The organism is Cellulomonas wangsupingiae (assembly GCF_024508275.1).
Taxonomy (GTDB): Bacteria; Actinomycetota; Actinomycetes; order Actinomycetales; family Cellulomonadaceae; genus Cellulomonas; species Cellulomonas wangsupingiae.
Genome location: NZ_CP101989.1, coordinates 1,372,525 through 1,397,073 on the forward strand (window position 1 = coordinate 1,372,525; position 24,549 = coordinate 1,397,073).

Genomic DNA, 24,549 nt, shown 5'->3' on the forward strand with positions numbered 1-24,549 from the left:
TGCGGGGGCGGTGGATCGTCGCCGCTGCGGCGTCAGCCCCGCGCTCGGCCGCGCCACGCCCGCCACGCGCCGGTGGACCACAGCGCCCAGAGCACCAGCACGGCCTGGAAGGGCAGCCGCGCGAGCCGCTTGGCGTCCGTGTCGAGCCCGAACCCGTCGTTGCCCTCGACGTACTGCGCGATGTTGCCGGGGAACACGGCGACGAAGAACGCGGCGGCAGCGGCGCCGACCCAGGGGCGGAACCGCCGGGGCGCCACGACCAGCGCCGTGCCCAGGGTGATCTCGACGACGCCCGAGCCGAGCACGACCGCGTCGGCGCCGACCGGCACCCAGGAGGGCACCTGCGCCTGGAACTCCTCGCGCGCGAACGTCAGGTGGCTGGTGCCCGCGTACGCGAGGAACCCGCCGAGCAGCACGCGCCCGATCGTGCGCGCCGCGCCGTCTCCCGCCGCCGCGGACTGCTGCGTGCCGTGCGTGGCCATCAGGCCCTCCCTCGTCGACGCCAGGGCCGAGCGTAGGTCGGTGCGACCTGCGGCGCGCGGCGTGGACGGCTCAGGGGAGGCGGTACCGGAAGTCGGCACCGAGCACGCGGGTCGTCCCGTCGTCGAGCAGCAGCAGCGCGACGGACAGCACCATCGGGAGCACGAGCGTCTCGCGGTCCCCGGTCATCCCCACGACCTGCGCGAACACCTCGTCGACGAAGCTGATCGTGTGGTCGGGTTGCGCCTGCACCGTCTCGATCATCAGGTGGGTGGAGGTCACGAGGGTGCCACCCTCGACGGCGACGACGCGGACCGACCCGCCGGGCCCCGTGGGGTCCTCCGCGGCCACCGGGTTCTGCACGTCGAGCGTCGACGTGGCCTCGCCGTCGTCCCCGAGGATCGCCGTGCGCAGCTCGGCCAGCGGCCCCGGCTCCAACCCCGTGCCGTCCCCGGACTCGACGAAGCGCTCGACCACGGCGAGCGTCTCGACGGCGCGTGCCCGCGTCTCGTCGGAGGCGGTCGACGCCGCGCCGGGTGCTCGCGGTGCCGGGACCTCCGCGGCCACGTCGACGGCCGCGCTCAGCCGCCAGGGGTCGAGCACCGTGGCGCGCTCGAACACCGTGAGCCGCGGGACGGACTCCTCGCCCTCCGCGGACCAGATCGTCTCGGCAAGGAACCAGGTGGGGTACGTGGCGAAGTCGGGGGCGTACACCCGGCCGGCGGAGGTCGTCGAGGTCGTCGAGGTCGGCGTCTCGCCGCTCGCGGCGGTCCACGCCGTGACGTAGAGGTCGCCCGCCAGCACAGCGCCGGTGTCGGCTGCTGCCCATCCGGACGGGTCGTGCTGGTGGGAGAGCGCGTTGGCGGCCGCGTTCCGCTCGTCGTACGACGCGAGGGCCGCCGCCACCTCGTCGGCGTCGATCGCCACGCGGCGGATCTCGCCGAGCTCGACGCGCTCCGGGACGGCCGCGCAGCCCGTCAGGGAGGTGAGGACGGCCGCTCCGGTGGCGGTCGCCACGACGCGGCGGACGGCGGTGAGGTCCGCCGCCGGCGTCGGCCCGGTGGCTGATGCCGGCTCCGCGTCGTCGGCGGGGCGTGGCCGCCGGCGCCCGACGAGGAACGCGACCGCGATCAGCACCGCACCCAGCGCCGCCGTCGCGACGCCGCCCGCGAACGCGTGCGGCACGCGGACACCCATGGTCATCCGCAGGGAGCCGGAGGGTGCCGGGGCGCCGCCGTCGGCGCCCTCGGCTGCCGTCGCCACGGCGACGACGGCGACGGGCTGCCCGGACAGGGGGAGCAGGAGCTGCCGGGTGCCGGCGCCGTCGGCCCGGTCGGTCCAGAAGGTCGCGCCCGCCGGGGCGACCGCGGGGGCCGCCAGGTCACCCTCCTGCTCACGCCCGCTCCACACTCCTTGCCACGTGATCTCGTCGGCCCGGAACGTCCCGACGCCCGAGAGGTAGCTCTCGGCGTCGACCGGGTGCGCGGACCCGAGGAAGACACCGCCGTCGCTGCCCGTGGCGCGGACCGCGACCGTGACCCCGTCCCAGGCGAGCAGCCCGGGCGGGAGAAGTGCGGTCCCGACGTCACCGGGCAGGGCGCGGGTCGGCAGGTGCGCGATGTCGTCAGGACCCGCGACGACGGCGACGGCTGTGCCGACGAGGACGAGCAGGCCGCCGAGCAGGGCGGTGAGGAGCGCCAGGGCGCGTCGCATGAGGGTTCCCCTTGGTCGAGTGCGCCGGACAGTAGCACCGGACGGAACGGACATGTCGGGCGTTGTCCACACGCTGGTGCTCAGCTGGCCAGGAAGCCGCCGTCGACGGCGACGACGTTGCCGGTCACGTAGCGCGCCTCGTCGGAGAAGAGCCACGCGACGGCGTCGGCGACCTCACCGGTGGTCCCGGCCCGACCCATCGGCAGCAGCGGCTCCCACGCGTCGGCGCTGCCGGGGTGCGGGCCGGCACCGGCGAACATGCCGGTGTCGACGGGGCCGGGCGCGACCCCGTTCACGCGGATGCCCTGGCCGGCCAGCTCCACGGCGGCGCAGCGCGTGAGCGCGTGCGCGGCGGCCTTGGACGCGGCGTAGGGCGCGACGCCGGGGAAGACGGTGCGCACGGAGTGCACGGACAGGTTGTTGACGATCGAGCCGCCGCCCGTGCGTCTCATGTGGCGCACCTCGGCGCGCATGCACAGCCACAGGGCGCGGGTGTTGACCGCGAACGCGCGGTCGAAGTCCGCCGTCGTGGCGTCGGCGACGGTCCCGGGGCCCGTGACCCCGGCGTTGTTGAAGGCGTGGTCGAGCCTGCCCCACACGCTCGCCGCCTCGTCGATCGCGGACTCCAGGCCGGCGTCGTCGCACAGGTCGGCGGTCACCAGGCAGGCCTGGCCGCCGGACGCCTGGATCCGGCTGACGACCACCGCCCCGCGGTCCGCATCGCGGCCGAGGACGACCACGCGCAGGCCGCGCCAGGCGAGCTCGAGGGCCGTGGCGGCACCGATGCCGGACGTCGCGCCGGTGACGAGCGCCACCCGGCACGTGTCGTCCGGTCGGGTGTGGGCGCGCGTCGAGTAGGGCGCGGCGGTGCGGTCCATCGGTGGGTCCCCCTGCTTGCCGTCGATGAGCGAAGCCCGCGCGCCGACGCCCTCGGCGGCACGCTGCGGGAGCGCTCCCGCGCTCGTGACCTTAGGGGACGCACGCGGGCCGCCACAACCGAATCGTCCGTTCCGCCGGATCTCGACACGCCGGCCGCCGGCGGGCTGAGGGGTCTTGCGGGCCGAGTCGGCCACGCGTAACGTACAACCTTGTGGTTGTAGATGAGATGCTCCAGGACCGCGCGGTGGACCGCGTCTTCCACGCGCTGGCCGACGCGACCCGCCGCGACATCCTGCGGCGCGTGCTGGTCGACCCCGCCTCGGTGTCGACCATCGCGGGTCGCTACGAGATGAGCTTCGCGGCCGTGCAGAAGCACGTCGCGGTGCTCGAGCAGGCGCACCTGGTGGTCAAGGAGCGTCGCGGCCGCCAGCAGATCGTGCACGGCGACGTCGAGGCGGTGCGTCGTGCGACCAGGCTGCTCACGGCCATGGAGGAGCAGTGGCGGGCACGCGTCGGACGCATGTCCGTCGTGCTGGCCGAGCTCGACACGGGGCACGGCCCCGAGGTGGCCGGCGTGTCCGGCCCTCACCCACCCGTCCCGTTGCCCGGGGCGGACCGACCCACCGGAGGCACGTCATGACCGTCCTGAGCGCCACGCCCGACACCGACGCCCTCACCCTGGTCGTCACCGCCGACCTCGCCGCGCCGCCCGCCCGCGCGTGGCGGCTGTGGGCGGACCCGCGGAACCTCGAGCGGTGGTGGGGGCCGCCGACGTGGCCGGCGACCTTCGACACGTACGACCTGCGGGTCGGGGGAGCGGCGGGGTACCACATGACCGGTCCCGACGGCTCGCGCGCGTACGGGCACTGGACCTTCCTGGGCATCGACCAGCCGACGCGCCTCGAGATCGAGGACAGCTTCGCCGACGAGCACGGGGTGCCGGGCGCCGGCATGCCGGTGACACGCATGGTCGTCACCCTGGAGCCCGGCGGCGCCGGCACGCTCATGACCATCTCGTCCCACTTCGCCTCCGCGCAGGCCCTCGAGCAGGTCGTCGAGATGGGCATGGCGGAGGGCATGGCGCAGGCCGTCGCCCAGATCGACGCCCTCCTCGCCGAGGGCTGAGGGACGTCCGGGCCGGGCTCCCCGAGGGGTGCCCGGCCCGTGGCACGTCCGCCGCTGCTCACTCCACCGGGAGCCACACCCGCATCGTCGCCGGGCCGCGACCGGCCCACGCGTGGTACGGCACCAGGGGCACGAGCCGTGCGTCGCTCGGCGCCGTCGGACGCTCGGCCCCGAACGGCCACGAGGCGTCGGCGACGTCGCGCCGAGCCACCGGCACCAGCACCTGCCCGTCACGCTCGACCGGCGGGGCGTCGGTCGATACGACGGCGGTCGCGACGTCGTCACCCAGGTCCACGGACTCCAGCGCGAGGACCAGAGGGCCGCGCTCGACGGCGACCTGGCCGCGGACGGCGTCGACGCGCGGGTCGCCCCACGTCCACCGGGCGGCGACGGGCAGGTCCAGCACGACCTGCCCGCCCTGCGCGGGTCCGGGCACCGCGACGTAGCCCGCAGCGGCGACCGACGGAGCGCCGTCGGGCCCCGTGACCCGCGCGCCGTCGGCCCACGACGGCACCCGCAGGGTCAGCGTCCAGCCGTCGGCGGGCGCCCGCAGCACGCGCACCGCGACGCGCCCGTCGTCCGGGTACGAGGTCGCGATCTCGAGCTCGACGACGCGCCCGTCGCCCAGGTCGCCTCGCACCGTCGCGGGCGCGTACTGGTGCAGCTGGACGCCCTCGTCGTCGACGCTCGCCACGTACGCGCCCAGGGACGCCACCGTGCGCGTCACGTTGGTCGGGCAGCAGGACACCGCGAAGAACGGTGCGCGCAGGCTGGACGCGGCACGCGGGCTGACCTCGTCGGGGGCGACCTCACGGCCGGGCGTCCGCTGGTGCAGCGTGTTGGTGTAGTAGAACGCCTTCCCGTCCTGCGCGGGGGAGGTCGCGACGACGTTGTACAGCACGCGCTCGACCGCGTCGGCGTGCAGCGCGTCGCCGGTCTGCAGCAGCAGGCGGTGGTTGACCATCGCCGACGCGATGCCGGCACACGTCTCGGAGTACGACCGGTCGGACGGCAGCTCGAAGTCGGCGCCGAAGGACTCGCCCTCGTGGTGCGCCCCCATGCCGCCGGTGAGGTAGGTGCGGCGGGCGAGCGTCGTGCGGACCTGGCCGACGACGGCCTCGAGCAGCTCGTCGTCGTCGTCCTCGACCGCGAGGTCGACGGCCGCGGCGGCGAGGTACAGCGCGCGGACGGCGTGGCCCGCGAGCACCGTGGCGTCGCGCACGGGCACGTCGTCCTGGAAGTAGGTGGGCCCGAAGTCGATCTCGCCGAGCACGCCGTGACCGCGCCGCTCGACGAAGAGCCGCGCCTGGTCCAGGTACCGGCGCTCGCCGGTCACGCGGTACAGCTCGACGAGGGCGACCTCGATCTCGGGGTGCCCGCAGACCCCCTGCTGCGGACCGTCGACGCCGAACACGTCGCACACGTGGTCCGCGGCGCGCACGGCGACGCGCACGATCTCGTCGTCGCCGTACGTGCGCGCCCGGGCGACACCCGCCTGGACCAGGTGCCCGATGCAGTACAGCTCGTGGCCCCACTCCAGGTCCGACCACCGCGGGCGCTGGCCCGACCGGCCGAACATCGTGCTGATGTAGCCGTCGGGCTCCTGCGCGGCGGCGACACGTGCGGCGAGCGCCCGGAGGCGTCGGTCGAGGTCCACGTCGCCCGTGCGGCCGGTCTCCCAGGCCATCGCCTCGAGGAGCTTGTAGATCTCGGAGTCGGAGAACTCCCGCCCCTGCCGGTCCAGCGGCAGGCGTCCCTGCGCCGCGGCGTCGAAGTTCCCGGTCCAGCCCAGTCGCTCCAGCCACCCCTCGACGTGGTCGATCATCGTCGACGCGTTCAGCGACTGCAGGTCACCCCAGAACCCTCCGGTGAGCGTGACCTCGTCGAGGCCGAGGGGGCGCCAGCGGGAGCGGGACGGGACGACGGGACGACCGTGGGCGTGGGCGTCGAACGGCAGGTCGAGGGAATCGGACGAAGGCATGACGAACTCCGGGGGTACTCGGTCCGGGCGGTGCCCGGGCGGGGGAGGGGAACGGACGAGCGCGGGGCTACTTGACCGCGCCGACCGTCAGGCCGTCCTTGAGCTGGCGGTACGTGAGGCTGAAGACGACGAGGATCGGGACCGACGTCAGCACGGCGAGGGCCATGAGGCCGGGCCAGTCGATGCCGAACGCCGACACCTGCTGCGCCAGGAGAGCGCTCAGCGGATAGCTGCCGGGCGTGAGGTAGAAGTTCACGGCGTACAGGAACTCGCCCCACGCCAGCAGGAAGATCAGCGTCCCGACGGTGAAGACGCCGTTGCGCGCGACGGGCAGCACCACCGTCCAGAACGTGCGCAGGACGCCGGCGCCGTCGATCGAGGACGCCTCCTCCAGCTGCGGGGGTACCGCGCGGAAGAACGGGCGCAGCAGCAGCGTCGCGAACGGCACGAGCAGGGCGGCGTCGGCGAGGATCACCGCGGCGGTGGTGTCCAGCAGCCGCCAGGAGCTGAAGATCTGGAACAGCGGGATGACGTTGGCCGTCTGCGGCATCATCTGCAGCACGATCAGGAGCCCGAGCCCGACGGTCGGCAGCCAGCCGGTCGTCCGCGCCAGGCCGTACGCGGCGGGTACGGCGACGATCAGGACGAGCGCCGTGGCCCCGACCGCGATGACCGCGGACTGGCCCATGGCCTGCCACAGGGTCGGCGTGATCGCGTTCGCGTACGCGTCGAGCGTCGGGGTGAACACGAACGTCGAGGCGCGGTCGAACACGTCGGCCGAGCTCTTGACGGACGTGATGAGGATCCACAGGATCGGCACGCCGTACATCAGGGTGAGCAGCGCCTTGGTCGCGATGGCGACGGGGCCCGCCTTGACCTCGTTCATCCGTGCTTCTCCTCGTTGCGGATGCTGCGGGCGTACAGCGCGGCGAGGACGAGCACGCCGGCCACCGCGATGACGGACGTGGCCGCGCCGAGCCCGTAGTCGTAGCGGACGAACGCCTGCAGGTAGCCGAGGAACGGCAGCGTGTTGGTGGCCGTCCCGGGCCCGCCGTACGTCATGACGTAGATGAAGTCGAAGCTGCGGAAGCCGTAGACCAGGGTGAGGATCAGCAGCACGAGCGTGGTGCCCCGCACGGACGGGACCATGATGTGGCGGACCTGCTGGGCCTTGCTCGCGCCGTCGAGCTGCGCGGCCTCGAAGACCTCCGGCTCGATGGTGAGCAGCGCCGCGCGGTAGACGAGCGCGTTGAAGGGGATGACCGCGAACGCGTTGACGAACGCCACGGACGCGAGCGCCCAGTGCTGGTCGTACAGGAACGGCACGGGGGTGTCGCGCAGGCCCGTGCCGAGCAGCACGGTGTTGAGCAGGCCGGTGTCCGCCAGCAGGAACTTCCAGACCGAGCCGTTGACGACCGGCGGCAGCGCCCACACGAAGACCATGAGCGCGAGCAGCGCGCCCGACCACCAGCCGCGCGTGCGCAGGGCGATCGCACCGCCGAGCCCCAGGCCCATGCCGAGCACCGTGACGACGACGACGAACACGAGGGTGCGGCTGACGGCCGCGCCGGTGTCCCCGGACTCCAGCCCGGCGGTGAAGTTGTCGAGCCCGCTGAACGCCCAGTCGGCGTTCAGCGTGGCGGCGGTGACCTTCGAGAAGGCCATCCGCACCAGCGTGACGAGGGGGTAGACGCTCAGGACGCCGAGGAAGACGGCGGCCGGGAGCATGAACAGCAGCCGGGTCTGGCGGGGCCGGCGCCGCCGCGGCCCGGGGGCCGCGGGGCTGCCGGCCCGCCCGGCCGTCGGCGCGAGGGTGGTGGTCATGGGGACCTCCGTGTCGGTGTCGCGCCGACGACCGGGCGCGGCGGGGCGGGTGGGTCAGTCGAGCAGCGGGCCGAGCGCGGCGATCGCGTCGTCGGCGGCCTGCTGCGGGGACTTCTGACCGCCGATCGCGGCGCTCCAGGCCTGGCCGACCGTGAGCTGGACGTCCGCGACGGACGCCGCCGGGACGGCCGGGGAGGGGTAGTTCGCGCCGAACTGCGTGATGGTCTGCGCGAACGGCTCGAGCAGGACGTTGCCGGTGACGAGCTCGTCCGCGGCGGCGTCGGCGCGCGAGGGCAGCGAGCCGACGATCTCCGGCGGCAGCAGCTGACCCTCCGCGTCGAGGTACGTCGCGGTCAGGTACTCCCACGCGAGGTCGGGGTTCTCGCTGAACGCGCCGATGCCCTGACCCTCACCGCCGAGGTACACGCCGCCGGTGTCCGACAGCGGCAGCGGGACGACGCCGTACTCGAAGTCCGCGTCGGACGCCGCGGTGCCCATCTGCCAGTTGCCGTTGGCCGCGAACGCGGTCCGCCCGGCGGCGAACTGCTGGAAGGGCACCGTCTGGTCCCAGGTCACGGCCTCCTGCGAGAGCCAGCCGTTGTCGACCCACCCGCGCACGCGGCCCAGGCCGGCGGCGAGCGCGTCGGCCTGCGGGTCGTCGTAGGTGAACCCCTCGGAGGAGATCCAGGGGTAGGCCTGCCACTCGCCCTGCGACTGCGGCAGACCGGACAGCGTGATGCCGGCGTAGCCCGCGTCCTTGGCCTTGCCCATCGCGTCCTCGAGCTCGGTCATGGTCGTGGGCGGCTCGACGCCGATCTCGGCCAGGATGTCGGCGTTGTACCACAGGCCCAGGAGGTTGACGTAGCCCTGCACCGCGTACGTGGTGCCGTCGATCGTGTGCACGACGGACTCGGAGACCTCGCCGGCGTCGGCGAAGTCGGCCCAGTAGTCGTCGAGCGGTGCCAGCGCGCCGCCGAGCGCGAGCGTCGCGGCCTCGGCTCCGTTGAACACGACGACGTCGGGGCCGGTCTGCGCGCCGGCGGCGGACACCAGCTTGGAGTTGAGCTGGTCGTAGGGGACGAAGACGTTCTCGACCGTGGCGCCGTCGTGCTCGGCCTCGAACTTGGCGGCGAAGTCGTCCATCAGCTTCACCTGGTTGTCGTCCGAGAAGTAGTGCCAGACGGTGAGGGTGTCGCCGCCGCCGGAGGACCCGTCGGCGTCGCCGCCGGCGCTCGTGCCGCCCGAGCAGGCGGCCAGCAGCAGGCCGCTCGCGGCCGCGAGGGAGGTGAGCGCCAGCCGGGTGCGGCGGCGAGGAGTGGGCCGTGCGTCGTTGCCGTTGATGTCCATCAACCGGGCTCCTGTGTGTCGTGACGAGGCCCGTGCGAGCGGGGGGTCCCGCCGCGCTGCTCGTCTGTCCTGACTCCGGGTGCCCGTCGCCGCGTCGCTGCGGCGGGCGATGTCACCATCGTCGGCGAAACTCGCCGAAACCCTTTTCGGGACGCTACCACCCGCCTATGGGGCGGTCAAACCTCCGCGTGTTGCGCCGCTTTCGGGCATGATGTGAGCGCACCGACGACCGGAGGACGGCATGACGACGACGCCAGAGGGCAGGGTCCGCCCCGTCACGCTCCGGGAGGTCGCCCAGCTCGCCGGGGTCTCGGTGGCCACCGCCTCCAAGGCGCTCAACGGCAAGGCCGACGTCCATCCCGACACCCGGCGACGGGTCCAGGAGGCCGCCGACCGGCTCGCGTTCACGCCCAACTTCCTGGCCAGGGCCATCACCGCGGGGCAGACCGGCACGGTCGGCCTGCTCACGCACGACCTCGAGGGCCGGTTCAGCCTGCCCATCCTGATGGGCGCGGAGGACGCGTTCGGCGCGGGCCGCACCTCGGTCTTCCTGTGCGACGCGCGCGACGACGCGATCCGCGAGCAGCACCACCTGCGCGCGCTGCTCGGCCGCCGCATCGACGGGCTCATCGTCGTCGGCTCGACGACCGACCCGCGCACGTCGCTCGGTCACGACGTGCCCGTGCCGGTCGTCTACGCCTACGCGCCGTCCGACGACCCGCAGGACGCGTCCGTCGTCCCCGACAACGTCACCGCGGGGCGGATCGCCACCGAGCACCTGCTCACCCTGGGTCGACGACGGGTCGCGCACGTCTCCGGCGACCCCACGTACGCCGCGGCGCAGGACCGTGCCACCGGCGTCGCGCAGGCGCTCGCCGACGCCGGCCTGGAGCTGTCCGGGCCCGTGCGCTTCGGGTCCTGGACGGAGGCGTGGGGGCGCGCAGGCGTCGGTGCCGCGCTCGACGCCGACCCTGGCATCGACGCCGTCGTCTGCGGCAGCGACCAGATCGCCCGCGGCGTGCTCGACGCGCTGCGCGAGCGCGGCATCGCGGTGCCCGGCGACGTCGCCGTCATCGGCTTCGACAACTGGGAGCCGATGATCGCCGGCTCCCGTCCTGCGCTGACCAGCGTCGACATGAACTTCGAGAAGATGGGCCGGCGCGCCGCGACCCGCCTGTTCGCCGGCATCGCCGGGAAGCCCGAGCACGGCGTCGAGATGATCGCGCCGCGGGTCGTCGTCCGAGGGTCGACCGCCAGCGGCTGACCGCGCCCGGTCGTCACCGCCGTACGCTGGTGGCGTGCGCTGCGGGTACTTCGAGGCGGGCGTGTGCCGCTCGTGCACGCTCCTCGCGCAGCCGTACCCCGAGCAGGTCGACGCCCAGACGCAGCACGTGCGCACGGTGCTCGGGGACCCCGCGGGGGTCACGTGGCTGCCGACCGTCGTCAGCGCCGAGGCAGGCTTCCGCAACAAGGCGAAGATGGTCGTCGCCGGTACCGTCGACGCCCCGACCCTCGGCATCCTCGACGCGCACGGCCACGGCGTCGACCTGCAGGGCTGCCCGCTGTACCCGGCCGCCGTGTCCTCGTCGTTCGCCCCGCTGGCCGCGTTCGTGACGCGCGCGCGGCTCGTGCCCTACGACGTGCCGACCCGCACCGGCGAGCTCAAGCACGTGCTCGTCACCGGGTCGCCCGACGGCGAGCTCATGGTGCGGTTCGTGCTGCGCAGCACCGAGGCGCTCGCGCGCATCCGCAAGCACCTGCCGTGGCTGCAGGCCGAGCTGCCGCACGTCGTCGTCGCGTCGGTCAACGTCCAGCCGGCGCACGCCGCGGTGCTCGAGGGCGACCGCGAGATCCTGCTGACCGAGCGGGAGACCCTGCGCATGCGCGTCAACGGGCTCGACCTGCACCTGCGGCCCCGGTCGTTCTTCCAGACGAACACCGAGGTCGCGGCCACGCTCTACCGGCAGGCCGTCGCGTGGGCCGACGAGGCGCGCGTGGCCTCGGCCTGGGACCTCTACTGCGGCGTCGGCGGGTTCGCGCTGCACCTCGCACGGCCCGGGCGCGACGTCGTGGGCGTGGAGAGCAGCGCGGAGGCCGTGGCGAGCGCCGAGCAGACCGCCCGCGAGGCCGGGCTGCCCGGCACCCGGTTCCTCGCGGGCGACGCGACGGCGTTCGCGCTGGGAGCGGCCGGGGTGCCGGACCTCGTCGTCGTGAATCCGCCGCGGCGCGGGCTGGGGGAGCCGCTGAGCCGCTGGCTCGAGGCCAGCGGCGTGCCGCGCGTCCTGTACTCCTCGTGCCACGCCGGCTCGCTGGCCCGGGACCTCGCCCATATGCCGTCCCTGCGCCTGGTGCGCGCGCAGGTCCTCGACATGTTCCCCCACACGCGCCACCACGAGGTCCTCACGCTCCTCGAACGCACCTGAGCCGGCACCCGGTGGGGGTGGGTCAGGAGAGGGCGGCCGCGAGGAGGCGGAGGGTCTCCTCGCGGGCGGGGGAGCGGTCGGCGGGGGTGCCGCGGGTCGCGCCGGCGACCGGCTGGACCATGATCTCGTCGGTGCCCAGCCACCCGGCCAGGTCGCGGACCTGCTCGGCCGCCGCGGCGGGGTCGCCGATGATCCACGACGCGGTCATCGAGGCCAGCGCGTCGTCGGCCGTCGCCGGCAGGGGAGCCGCCTGCGCGTCCTCCACGAGCTCCTGCGGGTCGAGCGTCATGCCCGCGCGCAGCCGCCACATCGAGCGCACCTGCGGCAGTGCGAGCCTGCGGGCCTCGTCCGACGTGGGAGCGACGACGACGTTCGCGACGGCGATGGTCCGCGGCTCGGCGAGCGCCTCGGACGGCACGAACGTCTCGCGGTACAGCGCGACGGCCTCGCCCGTGCCACGCCCGGCGAAGTGGTGGGCGAACACGTACGGCAGGCCGAGCCGGCCCGCCAGCTGCGCCGAGTACGACGACGAGCCGAGCAGCCACAGCTGCGGGGCCGAGACCGCACGCGGCGTCGCGCGCAGCGGGTAGGACGTCGAGCCGACGCGCACCGCGACACCCTCGGGCCGGACGAGGGCCGCCAGCGCGGCGACGTCGTCGTCGAACGTGTCGACCCCGTCACCCGTCGAACCGCGGCGCAGGAGGTGGCTCGTCACCGGGTCGGACCCGGGCGCGCGCCCGATGCCGACGTCGACACGGCCGGGGAACGCGGCCTCCAGGAGAGCGACCTGCTCGGCGACGACGAGCGGCGAGTGGTTGGGCAGCATCACGCCGCCCGACCCCACACGCACCCGCGACGTCGCGGCGGCGATCAGCGACATGAGCAGCGGCGCGTTGGTCGCGGCGACCGCGGGCATGTTGTGGTGCTCGGCCACCCAGTAGCGGCGGGCGCCGACCTCGTCGGCGACGCGGGCGAGCGCGAGCGTCGCGGCCAGCGCGTCGGCGGTGGTCTGGTCGGAACGGACGGGCACGAGGTCGAGCACGGAGATCGCAGTCACCCCGAGCCCAACCGCGGCACCCCACCCCCCATTCCGTGCGCCCGGCCGGTGCCCCGTCCAGCACACCGGCGCAGCGCGCCCGGATCAGCCGGTCCGGGTCAGCGCGTCCGCACGGCCGACGAACCGCCGCACCACGTCAGCACGCCGCAGCACGCCCCGCACGCCGACGGGCTCCACGGACGCCAGCACGCGTCGCAGTCCGTCGCCTCCCAGTCGCAGCGTGGTGTCGAGCACGACCGCACCGCCGTCCCGCGCGCGGACCGTCAGGTGCACGCGGTCCAGGTCGCGCCACCGGTCCGGGCCCACGTCGTCGACGGTGTCGCGCTGCGCGGTGAGATCGAGCAGCCGGCCGGCGGCGTGCAGCGTCGCGGCGTACGTCAGGGTGCCGTCGGCACGGACCACGCGGCCGTCGGCGAGGAACGTGCGCCCAGCGCCGTGCGTGAGCGCACCGGCGACCAGGGCGTCGTCGACCGGGCCGTCGAGCGGCAGCACGACCGTGAGGTCGAGGGTCACGTCCTGTCCGTCGGCGCTGCCGCGCAACCGCTCCGTCAGCCGCGCGGAGGGCACCGGGTCGGGCGTCGCGGTGGACGCGACCGTCCGCGCCACGCCGTCGGGCGTGCGCACGTCGAGGTACCGGCGTGCGTCGCGGTACCCGAGCTGCACGAGCGAGTCGGCGCTGACGCGCCCCAGGTACAGCTCGGGGTCCAGCGGCAGCGGCAGCTGCGGGTGCACGACGTGCAGCACGAAGTCGCGGCCCGTCGCCGCGGCCAGCTGCAGGTCCGCGGCCAGGGCGCCCGCCGCGCTCATCTCGATCATGTGGACGTACTGCTCGAGCGGCCCGTCGCGCCACGCGGGGCTGTTGCCGATGCACCACACGAGCCACACCTCGTCGGCGCCGCGCCGCAGCGCCTCGGTGACGTTGGCGTCGCGGACCCACACGGCATCCGTCCACACGCGGGCGTCGCGGTGCAGGGGCGTCACCCACCCGGGCAACGACATGCCCGCGGCGAGCAGCGGGGCGTCGACGTCGTGGGCATCGAGCGCGACGCACTCCTTGGTGACGAAGTCGACGACGTTGAACGTCCCGGCGACCGGCGAGCTGCGCACGGCCTCGACGTCGACGCCGAGCGCCGGCAGCACGCGCCGCACGATGCCGTCGGCGTCGCCGACGGCGGGCAGGTTCCAGGGGCCGCGCAGGTAGTCGCCCACGGGCAAGGGCGAGCCGAAGTCCCGGACGTCCACGTCCCGCCACCGGCGGCACAGCTCCGCGGCGCCGACGCCCGACAGGTGCGCGGCCGCGGTGAGGATCCCGCCGGACGTGCCGTCCACGTGGTCGAACGTCAGGCCGTCCTCCTCCAGCGCGAGCAGCACGCCCGCCTGCCACGCGACCCGCATGCCGCCCCCGGCCAGGACGAGCGAGCGCCTCACGACGCACCCGGCCGGCGCCGGCGCGGCAGCCGCCGCAGGTGGACCACCAGGAGCGCGGCCGTCAGCAGGTCGAACGCGGCGACCCCGAGGGCGGGGGTGTCGAACACGCCGCGGGCGACCCCGGCACCGACCGCGAGCGCGGCCCCGGCCTTCTGCACGGCGCTCCACAGCACCACGTCCGGGTCGTGGCGCGGGCGCGACAGCGTCGTGGCGAGCAGCCCACCGACGACGACCATGAACATGCCGACCGTGGCGAACAGCTGGGACGTCGTCGCGTCCGTGAACGCGCCGAGCCGCTCGAGCACGAACGCGGGGGCGACGACCTGCACGGCGCCCGTCGCCACGGTGACCCAGGCGATGACGCGCAGCACGACGACCAGGCGGTCGACCGGGGAGACGCGCGAGCCGGTGCCGCGCGCGGTGGCGGTGCTCATGTCAGCGCCCCCAGCAGGTCGCCGCGCGCGACGACGTACCAGACGATGGCGACCCACGTCAGGGTCGAGCCGTAGAACCGCACGTCGTTGAGGACCATCCAGCGGCGCAGCAGCCCGACGAGCTCGGTGTCGTCGGTGAACTGCCCGCCGCGCACGCGCCGGTTGATCGGGATGATGATGAGCTGCCCGACGAACGTCAGGACGAACACGCCGACCAGGCACGCGACGCCGAACCACACCCAGCGCGTGCCCCGCTCGGTGACGATCATGACGATCGCGGCGACGAACATCAGCGGCACGACGACGGTGAAGAACGTGGTGGCCCGCCGGGTCGGGATGCCGAAGTGCACGGCGACGTTCTCGCGGGTCAGCCCGTGCCACGTGGGGAACAGGAACCACTTGAGCACCCACATCGTGCCGACGTACATGGTGGCGCCGAACAGGAACCACAGGGCGGCCAGGAACGTGATCACGGCGTGCCCGCCCCCTCGTGCTGCGTGCTGCCGACCGGCGCGTCGGACTCCACGCCCGGACGTGAGCGGTCCGGCGGCGGCGGCCACTGCTCGCCGCGCCCCAGGCCGACGACCGCCTCCAGCGGCTCGCCGAACCGGCCGGCGGCCGTCGCCGCGTCCGCGGCCGCGAGGGTCGGTGCGGTGAGGAACCACGACTCGTCGTGGTCGTCGAGGACGCCGTGCGCGCTCGGCAGGTACGCCGTGAACAGCGGCCGCCGTCCGATCCCGAGGGCGCGCAGCGGTGCCACGCCCGGTGCGTCGCCGAGCACGAGCCGGGCCCGCGCACCCGGACCGACCGCGACGTCGCCGACCGCGTCGACGTAGACCGTCGAGCGCCACAGCATGCCGCGCCACGCGCAGTAGTTGGCCGCGGCCATCCGCAGCGGCAGCGCGGTCGGCGAGGGCCGCTCGATCTCGACGTACGCACCGAGCCGCCCGTCCAGGTCGTCGTACTGCGCCGAGACCGTCCGGTCGTTCTCGACGAAGTCGAGGCGGGCCTGGTGCTTGGGCATGCCCCAGATGCCCTTGCCGCCCTTGACGGACACCTCGGTGCTCACGGGCAGGTCGACGACGTACTGCCCCGTCCGCAGCGTGCGCTGCAGCGCCATCGGCAGCAGGGGCGGCGCGGGTCGCGGGCCGTGCGTGCACGCGATCGCGAGCGAGTACTCGATGTACCGGCCGATGTCGGTGGCGCGGTAGTCGACGACGGTGACGACGAGCACGCCCTTGCCGAGGCCGAGGCTCACGGGGTGCAGCTCCTCGCCGGGCAGCGCGTCGCGCGCGGCGGCCAGCGAGATCGGGAACGCCGCCATCAGCACCGCGGAGTCCTCCGAGCTGACGGGCAGGGCGTAGGGGATGGTGTCGACCCGGGCCGCGCGGCCCGCGAGGCGGCGCTGACGTCGGGGGACGGGGGAGGGCAGCGCACCGAGCACGGTGCGGGCGACGGTGAGGACGGCGTTCATCGGTGCAGCTCCTCCAGGACGACGGGATGGGTGTCGCGCCACGCGTGGCGGCCGAACACCACGTCGAGGTGCCCGTACCCGGGCAGGACGTGCAGCGTGTGACCCGCGTCCGGCTGGTGGCGCGTGAAGAAGGCGTGCGAACGCACCTGCGACTCGGGCAGGAAGCACCGGTTGTCGGCGCCGGCGAGGAACGAGAACCGGGCGGTCGTGCGCGGCACCCCGACCCCGAGGTCGGCGGGCAGCTCGGGGTGCTCGCGCACCCCGACGAGGTGGCCCGCGTCGATCGACGCACGCATCTGGGCGAAGAACGTCATGGGGACCTCGGCGAACTCGCCGGTGATCCAGTCGTGGGTCGCGCGGTCGAGGTTGCGGTGCGACCACAGGGCGGGGTGCCCGCTGCCGTAGGTGAAGCTGACCATCCGGCAGACGAGGTTGTCGCACTCGGGGTGCGTCAGGTCGACCACCCGGCGCACGACCTTCGACAGGTTGCCCGCCGAGCGGTACGCCCACGCGGGGGACAGGTGCGGCGTCAGGTGCTCGAGCAGCGGCGCGAGGCGCCGGATCTTGAACGCCGAGAACCGGGGCACGACGGGGTGCAGGCTCACGGCGTTGGTGACGACCGTGTCGACCCGCGGCAGCAGGCCGGCGACGGCGGCCATGGTGAACGACGTCGACCCCTGGCAGTGCACGAACGCCTTGAGGCCGGCCGCGCCCGTCGCGGCCAGCACGTGCTCGACGGCCGCCGGGTGGTCGTGCACCGCGGCGTCGCACAGCGTCCACGGCACCGGGTCGAGGTCGATCGACGCGCGCCAGTTCAGCAGCCACACGTCCCAGCCGTCCTCGAGCAGCAGGTCGACCAGCGTGCGGGGCGTCGGCGGGCGGAACAGCTCGGCCCGCACCCCGGCGCCGTGCACGAGCAGGACGGGGCCGCGCCACGGCTCGGCGGGGCCCCGCACGTGCACGAGGGTGAGCCGGGTGCCGTCGCCGGCGGTGAGCGGCACGACCTGCGTGCGGTGGTCGGCGCGGGACACGCGGGGGCCCGGCGGCAGGTCGGGTGCGGGCGGTGGCGCCGGGTGGCGGCTGGGTGCGGTGGTCACGGTGCGAACCCCTTCCGGGCGATGACGACGGGTTCCTCCAGCAGGCGCACGCGCGGCAGACCGTGCGCGGGGACGGGGCGGGCGCCGAGCGGGGTCCGCGCGAGCTCCCAGTCGCGGCACACCGTGTCGACGACCAGCGGGTGCAGCACGAGCGCCCCGTCGTCGCGCACGTGGAGCCGCAGGAAGCCCTTGTGGTCGTCGACGGCCTGGCCGGACATCTGCCACGACGCGACCTTCCCGGTGCTCTGGGAGACCAGGAGCAGGGCGAACGCCTCCGTGCCGTGCAGGGCCCCGCTCACCCACGCGACGACGACGGCGCCACCGACGACCCCGGCGGGTGAGAGGGCGTCAGGCCATGGCACGGTGGTGAGCAGCACCAGGCCCGCCAGGCCGGCGGCCAGCTGCAGCACGACGCCGAGCGTGGCGGGCACCGACCGTGCGACGAGGCCCCGGGGTGCCAGGCGGGCGGCGACGACGTGCAGCACGAGCGGGCCCGCGCCCCACGCGAGGACGACCGCCGCGAACCGCAGCGCGTCGGCGGGCGACGTCGCGCGGACCGTCTGCGGACCTGAGCCCGGCGTCACCAGGTCGAGCAGCCCGGCCAGCAGCGCGACGAGCACGAGCTGCACCCACCCCGCCGCCACGAGCAGACCCGGGTTGCGCCACCCGGCCCACCACCTGCCGAACGGGTCGGCCACGCGTCGGCACAGCCGACGGGACGTGGCCTGGTCCGGGTACGTGGCGCCGCACCGGTCGTACGGCACGCGGGGCGTGCCGTCGTGACGGCGCGCGCCGGGAGCCGGCAGGTCGACGCTGTCCGCGAGCCGGTGGGTGTCGGACAGGTACGCGCCGCCGAGCCCGCAGGTCACGGCCTGCACCGAGCGGGGGTCGCGCCCGGCCTCCCCGGGGGCGGGCCCGGTGGTGGGCGGGCGCTGGGCGTAGCGGCTGTAGTGGTGCGCGTCGCCCGACAGCCACAGCCGGACCGCCGCGCCGGTGGGCACGGGCTCGTCGTGGCCGGGCACGTGGCGCTCGTGCACCAGCTCGCGCTCGACGAAGTGCAGCTGGTCGAACGCGGCGGGGTGGTCGCCGACGTGCGCCCACGCGGGCTCGGCCGCGCACACCACCACCGCGTCGCCGGGTCGCAGGTGCGCGGTCAGGTGCGTGCGCAGGTGCTCGAGCTGGGGCTCGTCGACGTACTCGCCGAGCTGGCTGTCGAGCAGCAGCAGCCACCAGCCGTGACCGAGGTCCAGGACGCCGTACGAGCGGCGCTGCACGGTGCGCCAGGCACCGATGCGGGCCCCCCGCGCGAACACCCGGAGGAACGACGTCAGCCCGTCGTACCAGTCGTGGTTGCCGGGCACGGCGAGCAGCGTCGGCTCGGTCGTCGCGTCCCGCGGCGTGCCGGGTGCGGGCGCCGGCAGGGCCGCGGCGTACGGGCCGAGCGTGCGGTCCTCGTACGCCCGCGCGGACGCGGCCGGGTAGACCTCGTCCCCGCCGAGCACGAGGACGTGCCCCCGGGGCAGCGTGCGCCGGGCGCCCGGCGACCCGTCGGGGGCGGGCGGGCCGTCGACCGCGAGCGTGGGCGCGGCCAGCAGCGCCGCGACCGTCGCGGTCGCGTCGAACCCGTCGCCGAGGTCGGCCGTGTAGTCGAGCCACAGGTCACCGGCCGGTCGGTGCACGGGCTCGAGGGTGGACGCGGGCAGCGCGGCCTGCACCTCGCGCTTGTCCCCGTAGTCGGCGAACACCCCCGCGAGCACGGCCTTGAGCGCCGTGCGCGCGAGCTCCGGGGGGTCGAGCCAGCGCACCGGCGGGCGCGGCACGAAGCCCAGGTCGTCGGCGTGCGCGGCCAGCTCGCGGACCCTCATCGCGAGGCCCCCGCGGTCGGGCGTGCGGCGCGCGGGTCCACGTACACGTCCCACAGCTCACCGAGGAACAGCCGTCCGAAGGTCGCCAGCGTCGCGGCGCCCCGCCCTCCGGTGGTGCGGAACGTCGTGAGCTGGCGCGCCAGGTCCTGCGGACGGATGACGAGCACCCCGGCGCCCCGCACCTCGGCGCCCGTCGCGAGCGGCCCGGCGCCCACGGCGTCGTCGGCGAGCGTCGTGAGCACGGCCTCGACCTGCTCGGGGGAGTCGGCGGGCGGGGGCGGGACGTGACCGGCGAGCACGCGCACGAGCAGCGTCGTCGTGTCCGCCCACACGTCGAGCCCTGCGTCGTCGTGCACGTGCTTGGCGCCGACGAGCGTCAGCGGTGACCCGCCCGCGTCGTGCAGCCACAGCCGGTACAGCATGCGACGCCCGGCGAGGCCGTGCGGGTGCACGAACAGCTCGAACCAGCCGCGCTCGACGTCGAGCCGCCCGCCGAGCGCGTCGCAGTCGACGTGGCCGGTGGCGTCCGCGCGGTGCAGGGGGTCGTCGGCGAACGCCTCGACGTCGGTGGCCGTGATGGTCAGGACGAACGTCAGGTGCGAGCCCACGGAGCGGCCGAGCGCCGCGCCGCGCTGCGGGTCGATCTCGCCCAGCGCGAACGCGCCGGTCATGCGCTCGGTGAACGCGACCGACCGGGGCGGCCGTGCGGACGCCCTCGACCGTCCGCCGACCGCCGGCGTGGCGGCCGGCGCCCGGTGCACGGCGGTGCGTGGCCAGGACCAGTCCTGCTCGAGCATGCGCGTGCACGCACGGTCGGCCATCGCCGCGATCGTCAGGGCGGGGTTGGCGCCGACCGGGCCGGGCATCGCCGCGCCGTCGAGGACGTGCAGCCCGCGGTGCCCGTAGACCTCGCCGAACGCGTCCGCGACCCCCTCGCCGGCGTGGCGGCCGACGGGTGCGCCGCCCAGCGGGTGGACGGTGACGACCCGCTTGGCCCACCACAGCGGGTTGTCCTGCAGGCGCGCGCCCAGCTCGGCGCCGATCGCCGCCATGCGCTCCCGCAGGTCCGCGAAGTACGCCTGCGAGGTGGCGGTGGTCCAGTCGACGGCGAGGTGGCCGTCGCGCAGCGACATCCGGCCGTCGGGCACGTCGCGCCCCATGCCGAGCAGCGGCAGCGAGCCGGCCGAGAGCCGGCCGTCACCCAGCAGCGTCGCGAGGTCCGCGGAGATGTGGGACCGCCCGTGGGCGAACGTGCGGTTGCGGACGACCTGCCACGCGAACGCCGCCGAGCGTCGTGCGACCGTCCGCAGCTGCGCGGTCTCGACGAGCCAACCGAGGAAGCCCGGGAAGCCCGCGTCCTCGATGTACGCGCCCCGGCCCGCGGCGCCGTCGCCGTCCAGGGCGTCGGGGGTGCGCACGGCGGTCGTGATCACCGGGCCGGTGCCCCCGTCGACCGACAGCGCGGCGCCGTCCCGCGTGCAGCCCAGCAGCAGCGTCAGCAGGTCGCCGTTGCCGGAGAACCGCGTGCCGAGCGCCGGCCCGAGCGCGGGCAGCGACCCGCGGCTGCGCAGCAGCAGGAACGTCGTGCCGAAGGTGCCGGCGCCCAGCACGACGCGCCGGGCCACCAGGTGGCGCTCGGGCAGCTCCCGCGTCGCCGTCCGGCCCTCCGCCTGCGGGTCGTGCACGACGTAGGTGACGCGGTAGCCGCCCCCGTCCAGGGGCCGCAGACCGCGGACCTCGTGCAGGGTCCGCACGTCGGCCTGCGCGGCGGCCGCCGCCGACAGGTACGTGTGGTCGAGCGTGTTCTTGGCGCCGGTGTTGCAGCCCAGGTCGCACTCGCCGCACAGGCTGCACGTGCGCCGCCGGCCGCGCTCGCCGTGGATGCTGCCGTACCCCGCCGCGGGCAGGTCCCGCCCGGGGGTCGGGTCCTCGCCCGCCCGGGCGAACGTCACGGCGAGCGGAGGCCGCGTGGCGGGCATGCCCAGGGCCACGGCGGCCCGCTCGACCGCCTGCGTCTTGGGGGTGTCCTGGTAGGGGTACGGCGTGGCCGCCAGCATCCGCTCGACCGCGTCGTAGTGCGGGTCGAGGTCCGCGCGCGACAGCGGCCAGTGCTCGTAGCCGCCGCCGGGCAGGGGCGACTCGTGCACGAACCAGCGCTCGTCCTTGCGCAGCAGGACGTTGGCGTAGATGAGCGAGCCACCGCCGAGCCCGCTCGACACGAGACCTTCGAGACCCCGGAACGTCCACGCGTCGAACAGGCCGTACAGGTGCTCGCTGGGGTCCCAGAAGTTCCGGCCCATCTGCGCGGGGGAGCGGGCGAAGTCGCCCGGCGCGTACGCCCGGCCGCGTTCCATGACGACGACCGAACGCCCCGCGGCCGCCAGGCGGTACGCCGCGACCGAGGCGCCGAACCCCGAGCCGACGACGAGCGCGTCGACGACCTCGTCCTCGCCTGCGAGTCGCCCCATGACCGTGGCCCGCCCGTCCTCGTCGCCCCGGGGCTCCCGCGGCCCCTGCAGGGAGGAGGTGTGAGCTGCGTCACGGATACACGGCCCGGCCTGCGACGTCGGTCGTGGCTCCCCGCGCGCCGCCCCGGACGCCTAGGGTCGGCGTGTGACCACCGACGCGGGGCCGCCCCGCCTGCCCGCACCGGGTGCGCAGGTCGGGCCGCTGTGGGTCGTCACGCGCGGGGCCGGCCGACCGCTCGTGCTGCTGCACGGCAACGGCGAGGACCACCACGTCTTCGACCGCATGGTCCCGACGCTCGCCGCCGGGCACCTGCTCGTCGGCGTCGACTCGCGCGGTCACGGCCGCAGCCCGCGCGGCGACGGGCCGCTGCGGATCGCGACGATGGCGCAGGACGTGGTGGAGGTGCTGGACCTGCTCGGCCTGGCCCGCGCCGACGTGCTCGGGTTCTCGGACGGCGGGAACGTCGCCCTCGAGCTCGCCGCCCGTCATCCCGGCCGCGTGGACCGGCTCGTGGTCGTCGGTGCCAACCTGGACCCGGCCGGCCTGACCGCCGGGGTCCTGGCCCGCGTGCGAGCCGCGTACGCCGTCCACCGCGCCGTCGCCCGCGTCGTGCCACCCCTGCGGGGCCGGACCGAGCGGCTCGCCCTGATGGCCGACGACCCGCACCTGGACCCCGCCGACCTGGCGCGGGTGCGGGCCCGGACGCTGGTCGTCGTGGGGGAGCGCGACGTCGTCCGGCCCGAGCACTCCCGGCTCGTCGCCCGCTCGGTCCCCGACGGACGTCTCCAGGTCGTGCCCGGTGCAGGGCACATGCTGCCCGTCCAGCGGCCCTACCGGCTCGCCGCGTCGGTCAGCCAGTTCCTCGCGCGGCCGGCGCATGATGCGCCGTCCGGGCGAACCGCCGACGACACGCGGGACCAACGTCCCGAACCGGACACGCGGAGTCCGCGCGATCGCTAGTGTTCGCGCTCATGTCCACTCTTCTCGCTGTCCCGATCACCGACGCCGAGGCAGCCGCGGCGGCCGGCGGCCTGCTCGTCTTCGCCCTGATCGCCGGCCTCGTCGGCTACGTCGTCGGGTCCCTCGGCCTCATGGGTGTGTTCACCAAGGCGGGCAAGCCCGGCTGGGCCGCCTTCGTGCCGATCTACAACCTCATCGTGCTGCTCGAGGTCGTCGGCCGACCGCTGTGGTGGATCGTGCTGCTGCTGGTCCCCGGTGTGAACGTCGTCGCGGCGATCATCATCATGAACGACCTGTCCAAGTCGTTCGGGCACGAGGCCGGGTTCACTGTCGGGCTCGTCCTGCTGCCGGTGGTGTTCACGTGGATCCTGTGGCTCGGCTCCAGCACGTACCGCGGCCCGGCCGCGCTCGCACCGGCGTCGCCCACCGCCGCGTACGCCGCCTGACGCACCGGCGTCGTCCACCCGTCCGGCCCGGTCGCCTCGTGGCGACCGGGCCGGCTCACGTCAGGGGTCCGTCAGCCTGCCAGCCCGCCGCCGACCCACGCGCGGATCGCCGCGGCGTCGCCGTTGGTCAGCTCCATGCGGGCGCCGCGGCACAGGCCGATCACGTTGTCGGCCCAACCCCGCGCGACCTGCTCGGGCGTGGGCTTCGTGTCCAGCGACAGCCCGGTGTACAGCACCCCCGAGATCACGAAGTTGACGGTGGAGCGCCCCACCTTCGCCCCCGACTGCTGGCACGCCTCGTGCACGCGCCGGGACGTCGCGACGCGGTCGAACGGGTGGGCGGCCACGTCGGAGGCCAGGGTCTGGAGCAGCACCCGGTACTGGGCCTGGCTCAGTCCGGGGGTGTCCGTCACGGCGATGACCTGACGCTGCAGCTGGTTGGGTGCCGTGTCCGCCACGGCGCCCGGCAGGTCCGCCTCGCCGAAGCGCTGCGGGTCCCACACGTGCCCCGGCGGGCGGGTCGACACGTCGAGGTCGGGCAGCGCGCGCGAGAGCCACGCCGTGAAACCGCCGGTGCCGGCCCACTGCGAGGCCGCGAGCGAGGGGTCGGCCGTCTGGGCGACCTGCGCCGCGGCGCCGAGCGGCAGGGGTGCGTCGGCGGTGCGCACGGCACGGCGCACGGCGCGGCGTGCACGGGCCTCGGCCTCGTCGACGACGCGGTCGGCGACGCGCGCCCGGGACGTCGCGCGCGCCGGTGCGGCCGCAGCCGGCGGCGCCTCCTCGACGGGGGCCTCCTCGACCGGGGCCTCCTTGGACGCCGTGGCCGGTCGGGTCGCACGCCGCGAGCCGCGCTGCGTCGTGGGGGCGGCGGCCTCGGGGGCCGCCGCCTCGGGTGCGGCGTCGACGGGTGCGGCGGCGTCCGGCTCGACGGTCGGCTCGGCGTCGAGCGTGGACGCCGTCTGCGTCACGAGGTCCGCGAGCGCGTCCGCGCCGATGACCGTGTCGGCCACGGAGCGGTAGGCGGACGCGGCCGGCGAGGCGGTGATGATCGTGACGCGGCGGTCGTCGGCGCGGCACCGCTGCGCGAGGGGCGTGAAGTCCGCGTCCGCGGACACGATGACGAACTCGTCGTAGCGCGTGGTCGCGGCGAGCGCGTCGACGGCGTCGAGGACCAGGTTGATGTCGGCGCTGGACTTGCCCTGCTGGGTCAGCGAGGGGCAGTCGACGACCTGGAAGCCGGCGCGCGTGAAGTTCGGCCGGAAGCGGGAGTACACCGACGGGTTGAGGTAGCAGGCCCGGACCAGGAACCGGCGCGTGAGGTCGCCGTCGACGTCGGACCCCTGGCCCAGCTCGGACAGCCAGTGGCCGGGGTCGGTCGCGAACGCCTCTGCAGCCGCCGGGTCGAGGCGCGCCAGGCCGATGTACACGTTGTCGAAGTCGACGAACAGCGCAGAGCGCAGCCGCCGGGGGGGTTCCGAGGTGATGGTCACCCCCCCATCCTGCCGTGCGTCTCCACCTGGCACCGGCACAGGCGCGACGCCACGCCC

At 75.0% G+C, this 24,549-nt stretch carries 22 protein-coding genes; 6 read left to right on the forward strand and 16 right to left on the reverse strand.

Translation table 11 applies throughout. The features are described 5' to 3' along the window. Positions 1 to 32: 32 nt before the first annotated feature. The 3 genes from NP075_RS06390 to NP075_RS06400 form a co-directional block, all read right to left on the reverse strand. The gene (locus tag NP075_RS06390) at positions 33 to 482 is read right to left on the reverse strand and encodes a DoxX family protein (RefSeq protein ID WP_227564486.1); all 450 of its coding nucleotides are present in this window, start codon (positions 480 to 482) and stop codon (positions 33 to 35) included. A gap of 70 nt (positions 483 to 552) precedes the next feature. Next, positions 553 to 2,193 (reverse strand): hypothetical protein, encoded by a 1,641-nt coding sequence (locus NP075_RS06395; RefSeq protein ID WP_227564485.1) that lies wholly within the window; start codon positions 2,191 to 2,193, stop codon positions 553 to 555. 80 nt (positions 2,194 to 2,273) lie between these two features. Further along, positions 2,274 to 3,071 (reverse strand): SDR family NAD(P)-dependent oxidoreductase, encoded by a 798-nt coding sequence (locus tag NP075_RS06400; RefSeq protein WP_227564484.1) that lies wholly within the window; start codon positions 3,069 to 3,071, stop codon positions 2,274 to 2,276. A 227-nt stretch (positions 3,072 to 3,298) separates the two neighbouring features. Here NP075_RS06400 and NP075_RS06405 point away from each other — a divergent pair, with 227 nt between their 5' ends. Together NP075_RS06405 and NP075_RS06410 are read left to right on the forward strand one after the other, a co-directional pair. Further along, entirely contained in the window at positions 3,299 to 3,712 is a 414-nt protein-coding gene (locus NP075_RS06405) for an ArsR/SmtB family transcription factor (RefSeq protein WP_227564483.1), read from the forward strand. Continuing rightward, on the forward strand, positions 3,709 to 4,197 hold the full coding sequence (locus NP075_RS06410; protein ID WP_227564482.1) for an SRPBCC family protein: 489 nt from the start codon (positions 3,709 to 3,711) through the stop codon (positions 4,195 to 4,197). The genes NP075_RS06405 and NP075_RS06410 overlap by 4 nt, the downstream gene beginning before the upstream one ends. Before the next feature lie 58 nt (positions 4,198 to 4,255). Here NP075_RS06410 and NP075_RS06415 read toward each other — a convergent pair whose 3' ends face one another. The 4 genes from NP075_RS06415 to NP075_RS06430 form a co-directional block, all read right to left on the reverse strand. Next, a complete protein-coding gene (locus NP075_RS06415) occupies positions 4,256 to 6,178 on the reverse strand; it encodes a glycoside hydrolase family 127 protein (RefSeq protein WP_227564481.1) in 1,923 nt (640 codons plus the stop codon). Between the two features lie 67 nt (positions 6,179 to 6,245). Beyond that, entirely contained in the window at positions 6,246 to 7,064 is an 819-nt protein-coding gene (locus NP075_RS06420) for a carbohydrate ABC transporter permease (RefSeq protein ID WP_227564480.1), read from the reverse strand. Continuing rightward, entirely contained in the window at positions 7,061 to 8,002 is a 942-nt protein-coding gene (locus NP075_RS06425) for a carbohydrate ABC transporter permease (RefSeq protein ID WP_256791583.1), read from the reverse strand. Before NP075_RS06425 ends, NP075_RS06420 begins: the two co-directional genes overlap by 4 nt. Before the next feature lie 54 nt (positions 8,003 to 8,056). Beyond that, the gene (locus tag NP075_RS06430; RefSeq protein WP_227564478.1) at positions 8,057 to 9,349 is read right to left on the reverse strand and encodes a sugar ABC transporter substrate-binding protein; all 1,293 of its coding nucleotides are present in this window, start codon (positions 9,347 to 9,349) and stop codon (positions 8,057 to 8,059) included. Between the two features lie 241 nt (positions 9,350 to 9,590). Between NP075_RS06430 and NP075_RS06435 the strand changes: the two genes are divergently transcribed. Together NP075_RS06435 and rlmC are read left to right on the forward strand one after the other, a co-directional pair. Further along, a complete protein-coding gene (locus tag NP075_RS06435) occupies positions 9,591 to 10,613 on the forward strand; it encodes a LacI family DNA-binding transcriptional regulator (protein ID WP_227564477.1) in 1,023 nt (340 codons plus the stop codon). A 34-nt stretch (positions 10,614 to 10,647) separates the two neighbouring features. Next, positions 10,648 to 11,772, forward strand: a complete 1,125-nt coding sequence (gene rlmC, locus NP075_RS06440) for a 23S rRNA (uracil(747)-C(5))-methyltransferase RlmC (RefSeq protein ID WP_227564476.1) — start codon at positions 10,648 to 10,650, stop codon at positions 11,770 to 11,772. A gap of 22 nt (positions 11,773 to 11,794) precedes the next feature. Here rlmC and NP075_RS06445 read toward each other — a convergent pair whose 3' ends face one another. From NP075_RS06445 to NP075_RS06480, 8 genes are all read right to left on the reverse strand, one after another. Then, a complete protein-coding gene (locus NP075_RS06445; RefSeq protein WP_227564475.1) occupies positions 11,795 to 12,829 on the reverse strand; it encodes an MsnO8 family LLM class oxidoreductase in 1,035 nt (344 codons plus the stop codon). Positions 12,830 to 12,913: 84 nt separating this feature from the next. After that, a complete protein-coding gene (locus NP075_RS06450; protein ID WP_227564474.1) occupies positions 12,914 to 14,257 on the reverse strand; it encodes a patatin-like phospholipase family protein in 1,344 nt (447 codons plus the stop codon). Beyond that, positions 14,254 to 14,691, reverse strand: coding sequence for a hypothetical protein (locus NP075_RS06455; RefSeq protein WP_227564473.1), 438 nt, complete (start codon positions 14,689 to 14,691; stop codon positions 14,254 to 14,256). Before NP075_RS06455 ends, NP075_RS06450 begins: the two co-directional genes overlap by 4 nt. Beyond that, positions 14,688 to 15,164 (reverse strand): DUF1772 domain-containing protein, encoded by a 477-nt coding sequence (locus NP075_RS06460; protein ID WP_227564472.1) that lies wholly within the window; start codon positions 15,162 to 15,164, stop codon positions 14,688 to 14,690. Before NP075_RS06460 ends, NP075_RS06455 begins: the two co-directional genes overlap by 4 nt. Further along, the gene (locus tag NP075_RS06465; protein WP_227564471.1) at positions 15,161 to 16,165 is read right to left on the reverse strand and encodes an acetoacetate decarboxylase family protein; all 1,005 of its coding nucleotides are present in this window, start codon (positions 16,163 to 16,165) and stop codon (positions 15,161 to 15,163) included. Before NP075_RS06465 ends, NP075_RS06460 begins: the two co-directional genes overlap by 4 nt. After that, positions 16,162 to 17,262 (reverse strand): alpha/beta hydrolase, encoded by a 1,101-nt coding sequence (locus tag NP075_RS06470; protein ID WP_227564470.1) that lies wholly within the window; start codon positions 17,260 to 17,262, stop codon positions 16,162 to 16,164. The genes NP075_RS06465 and NP075_RS06470 overlap by 4 nt, the downstream gene beginning before the upstream one ends. Next, positions 17,259 to 19,127, reverse strand: coding sequence for a hypothetical protein (locus NP075_RS06475; RefSeq protein WP_227564469.1), 1,869 nt, complete (start codon positions 19,125 to 19,127; stop codon positions 17,259 to 17,261). Before NP075_RS06475 ends, NP075_RS06470 begins: the two co-directional genes overlap by 4 nt. Beyond that, positions 19,124 to 21,595 (reverse strand): GMC oxidoreductase, encoded by a 2,472-nt coding sequence (locus NP075_RS06480; RefSeq protein WP_227564468.1) that lies wholly within the window; start codon positions 21,593 to 21,595, stop codon positions 19,124 to 19,126. Before NP075_RS06480 ends, NP075_RS06475 begins: the two co-directional genes overlap by 4 nt. A gap of 145 nt (positions 21,596 to 21,740) precedes the next feature. On the opposite strand from NP075_RS06480, the gene NP075_RS06485 reads away from it, so the two are divergent. Both NP075_RS06485 and NP075_RS06490 read left to right on the forward strand, forming a co-directional pair. After that, positions 21,741 to 22,556, forward strand: coding sequence for an alpha/beta fold hydrolase (locus NP075_RS06485; protein WP_227564467.1), 816 nt, complete (start codon positions 21,741 to 21,743; stop codon positions 22,554 to 22,556). 11 nt (positions 22,557 to 22,567) lie between these two features. After that, entirely contained in the window at positions 22,568 to 23,002 is a 435-nt protein-coding gene (locus NP075_RS06490; protein ID WP_227564466.1) for a DUF5684 domain-containing protein, read from the forward strand. 71 nt (positions 23,003 to 23,073) lie between these two features. On the opposite strand, the gene NP075_RS06495 is transcribed toward NP075_RS06490, so the two are convergent. Continuing rightward, complete coding sequence (locus NP075_RS06495; protein WP_227564465.1) at positions 23,074 to 24,492, reverse strand: NYN domain-containing protein; 1,419 nt, start codon at positions 24,490 to 24,492, stop codon at positions 23,074 to 23,076. Positions 24,493 to 24,549: the final 57 nt, after the last annotated feature.

Coding starts and splice junctions, on each gene's coding strand:
- NP075_RS06425 (WP_256791583.1), bottom strand. CDS start 8,002: ATGACCACCACCCTCGCGCCGACGGCCGGGCGGGCCGGCAGCCCCGCG.
- NP075_RS06490 (WP_227564466.1), top strand. CDS start 22,568: ATGTCCACTCTTCTCGCTGTCCCGATCACCGACGCCGAGGCAGCCGCG.
- NP075_RS06415 (WP_227564481.1), bottom strand. CDS start 6,178: ATGCCTTCGTCCGATTCCCTCGACCTGCCGTTCGACGCCCACGCCCAC.
- NP075_RS06435 (WP_227564477.1), top strand. CDS start 9,591: ATGACGACGACGCCAGAGGGCAGGGTCCGCCCCGTCACGCTCCGGGAG.
- NP075_RS06390 (WP_227564486.1), bottom strand. CDS start 482: ATGGCCACGCACGGCACGCAGCAGTCCGCGGCGGCGGGAGACGGCGCG.
- NP075_RS06480 (WP_227564468.1), bottom strand. CDS start 21,595: ATGGGGCGACTCGCAGGCGAGGACGAGGTCGTCGACGCGCTCGTCGTC.
- NP075_RS06395 (WP_227564485.1), bottom strand. CDS start 2,193: ATGCGACGCGCCCTGGCGCTCCTCACCGCCCTGCTCGGCGGCCTGCTC.
- NP075_RS06475 (WP_227564469.1), bottom strand. CDS start 19,127: ATGAGGGTCCGCGAGCTGGCCGCGCACGCCGACGACCTGGGCTTCGTG.
- NP075_RS06465 (WP_227564471.1), bottom strand. CDS start 16,165: ATGAACGCCGTCCTCACCGTCGCCCGCACCGTGCTCGGTGCGCTGCCC.
- NP075_RS06410 (WP_227564482.1), top strand. CDS start 3,709: ATGACCGTCCTGAGCGCCACGCCCGACACCGACGCCCTCACCCTGGTC.
- NP075_RS06405 (WP_227564483.1), top strand. CDS start 3,299: ATGCTCCAGGACCGCGCGGTGGACCGCGTCTTCCACGCGCTGGCCGAC.
- NP075_RS06455 (WP_227564473.1), bottom strand. CDS start 14,691: ATGAGCACCGCCACCGCGCGCGGCACCGGCTCGCGCGTCTCCCCGGTC.
- NP075_RS06400 (WP_227564484.1), bottom strand. CDS start 3,071: ATGGACCGCACCGCCGCGCCCTACTCGACGCGCGCCCACACCCGACCG.
- NP075_RS06430 (WP_227564478.1), bottom strand. CDS start 9,349: ATGGACATCAACGGCAACGACGCACGGCCCACTCCTCGCCGCCGCACC.
- NP075_RS06420 (WP_227564480.1), bottom strand. CDS start 7,064: ATGAACGAGGTCAAGGCGGGCCCCGTCGCCATCGCGACCAAGGCGCTG.